A 2,717-nucleotide genomic window follows, 5' to 3' on the forward strand; every position below is an offset into this window, starting at 1 on the left:
TTACTTTTTTCTTTTTTTCAATAATATTTAGTACAAATATAGTTGATTTGGAATAAGGGTCTAATCTATTTGAAACTTTAAAGAATTTAGTCTCAAACTTCTTTTCAGATTTTAAAATAGGATATACATATAGACCATCATCATCTGCTACTATACTTATATCATTTGGTTCAACTATCCATTCGAGACTATCTCTATCTAACTTATCGAATCCTAGTTTTACAGTAGGAAGAAAAAATCTCTCTCTCTCCTCTGTTACGCCCATACTTTTAGATAGAGAGATAGCATCTTTATTAAATTGAGTTAATTCAGTATCACTTGATAATTGGCTGAAATTAAAATCTACGAGAGTTTTAGAAGTAGCTTGGAATGTATCGTCATTTGCTAGATAATAAATATCTAGCAAAAGCTTGGTATTCTCTTCTTGTAATATAGTTTGATTATCAATGAATATAGGCACTATAATATTCATAGCACTATTTGTTGCGGCATAACTTTGATCTAGTGCTGTATATAGACGGCTATTAGGTAGTGCAATCTCTTTATCCCCTATAATAATCTTTGGTTCAAAGGATGTGATATTAATATCCGCTCCTGCTCTATTATCAATATTTATGGATGTCCATAGTATATTAGTCTCATCCCATGACTCTAGCTTTATTGGTTGGGCTTCGATGGAGACTCTCTTGATATTATCTGTATCTACTCTATTTAAAAAACTATCGCTTGGTAGACCTTCGGATATAGTATCCACAAGTTTTGATATTTTGGTTATATAGTTATTGATAATCTCTTTTGCACCGCTATAGAGTAGTGGTGTGTCACTATCATATATTTCATTTTTACTTGTAGCATACCATAGTTGACTATCTATAGTAGTGTTGTTCTCAAATCGTTCAAGAAGACACTTTTTATCTTGACTATCACAAGATAAATATAGGTCAAGATATGCAATTGCCACTTCTCTCTCTTTAGCCTTTTTTTGATTATTTATACTATTTGATATAAAATGGTTAGCTCCCTCAATAATATCTCTACTTGCACAATGGATAATATTTTGAGCCTCTTTGGTTTTATTTACATCCGAAAAAGAGGTAGTGGAGAGACACTCTTCTGTTGCATCTACTATTTTACTATTTTCTGTAGATATATTTTTTAGATTATCTATAATTTTTCGTTTAAAATCTTTTTGGGAACTCTCCGTATAGAGTATAGTTTCTACTATCAGATTGGCTAAATTGAGATAACTATCTCTGTATTCTGTAGCTAATTCATCTGAAAATTCTATCTTCTCCTCTATCTCTGATTTTAGTTTTAAGTTTTCTCTATATACTTTTTTGTAAAAAGAGTATATTAACCTAGGTTTTAGTGTTGGATGTATTATAATTGAACTATTTATCTCCATAGCATTTATCTCTAAAGTACTATTTACCTCAATATTAGTTATTTCACGATATAGCTCAATATTATTCTTTTCAATTTTTTGTAGTCTATCGGCTCTCTCTTTATGTTTATACGCGACAGTAGTTGGTACAATTTTACGATATGATTGCCTCGAAGTGAGTATAAGCTCATCTATAAAGATAGAGTTTCTTAAAGAGTCATCAAAATCTTCAATGTTTAATCTTTTAGCAAAAAGTGATCCATTATCATCTTTTACTGTATCTTTTTTTAGTAGTATATTCAAATGAACTCTTTTGTCTATCTGAATACCATTCTCTGTAAAGTTATCATAATCAATAGTTTGTAAAAACTGTGCCACTTGTAGAGGATATGGAAAATCATCTGTAGTAATTAACTCTTTTGCCTCTACTTCTCCAAGTGAAACCTCAGCAACAAGAAACTCTACTAAGTCACCATCATGGTACTCATATTCACCTATTAAGTTAGTTGTTCCATCAACTCCTGATGATGTTTTATAGTTTATACCTGAAACACTACTATCTAATAAAACACCCGTTTTAAGTGTAGGCTCTAAAGAGTCTTCTAAAAGAGTCTCTTCTGTAGGTGCTACTGTAGTCAATAGAGATTCTGAGAATTTTCCACCAGTGCTATCACTACCACAACCAATAAATATTAGTGTAAAAAACAGAATTCCATAAATATTTTTTTTAAACATTGTTATACCCTTTTTTAATACTTTAATCCAAAACCAAACTCTATGGCATTAAGATTGTTAAAGTAACTCATATAGTTTAGTTGAAGAGAGACACCAAGAGGTATCCAATACTCAAAGCCAACACCATAAGAGAAGCTATTTTCCCATTTACTAGAGTTAGTATAGTTTGTGGCTGATGTGCCTACTTTTGCACTGTCCCAACCAAGATAGAGATTACCATAGAGGATATCTATAATTGGAGCAGTAGCCTTTAGATGTACTGCATATAAAAAATCTATATCTACACTAGCATTTTCTAAAGTAGTTCCATTTTTAAACTCTACAGAGTCTCTCTTTTCACCTGTAGCGAATGCTATACTATTCTCAACTCCTATGTCAATGTATGAAAACTCTTCAAACATGTAACCTAAAGTTAATTTGTATCCATTGGTTTTGAAATCTTTGTCTGTTCCATTCTTAGAATAGTTCAATAAAGTATATTTAAGATCAGTATATACTTTTGCAAATGATAAGTTTGAAAGAAATATAGATATAAGTAAGATTTTTTTTACCATGGTTTCTCCTCTGTTTATATGTGATTAAAATATTTATAGAATAA

Annotated in this window: 2 protein-coding genes; both read right to left on the reverse strand. The window is 30.5% G+C overall.

Annotated features, from left to right (window positions below; all coding sequences use genetic code 11):
- Window positions 1-2,119: hypothetical protein (locus GSY74_RS00785; protein ID WP_223157419.1), on the reverse strand; the 2,119-nt coding region annotated here is incomplete at its 3' end.
- 14 nt (window positions 2,120-2,133) lie between these two features.
- Entirely contained in the window at window positions 2,134-2,673 is a 540-nt protein-coding gene (locus GSY74_RS00790) for an outer membrane beta-barrel protein (protein ID WP_164663195.1), read from the reverse strand.
- Window positions 2,674-2,717 lie beyond the last annotated feature (44 nt).

This window comes from Sulfurovum sp. bin170 (assembly GCF_010892395.1).
GTDB lineage: Bacteria > Campylobacterota > Campylobacteria > Campylobacterales > Sulfurovaceae > UBA1140.

Excerpts from the sequence above, each read along its gene's own strand:
- GSY74_RS00790 (WP_164663195.1), bottom strand. The coding sequence starts at position 2,673 with ATGGTAAAAAAAATCTTACTTATATCTATATTTCTTTCAAACTTATCA.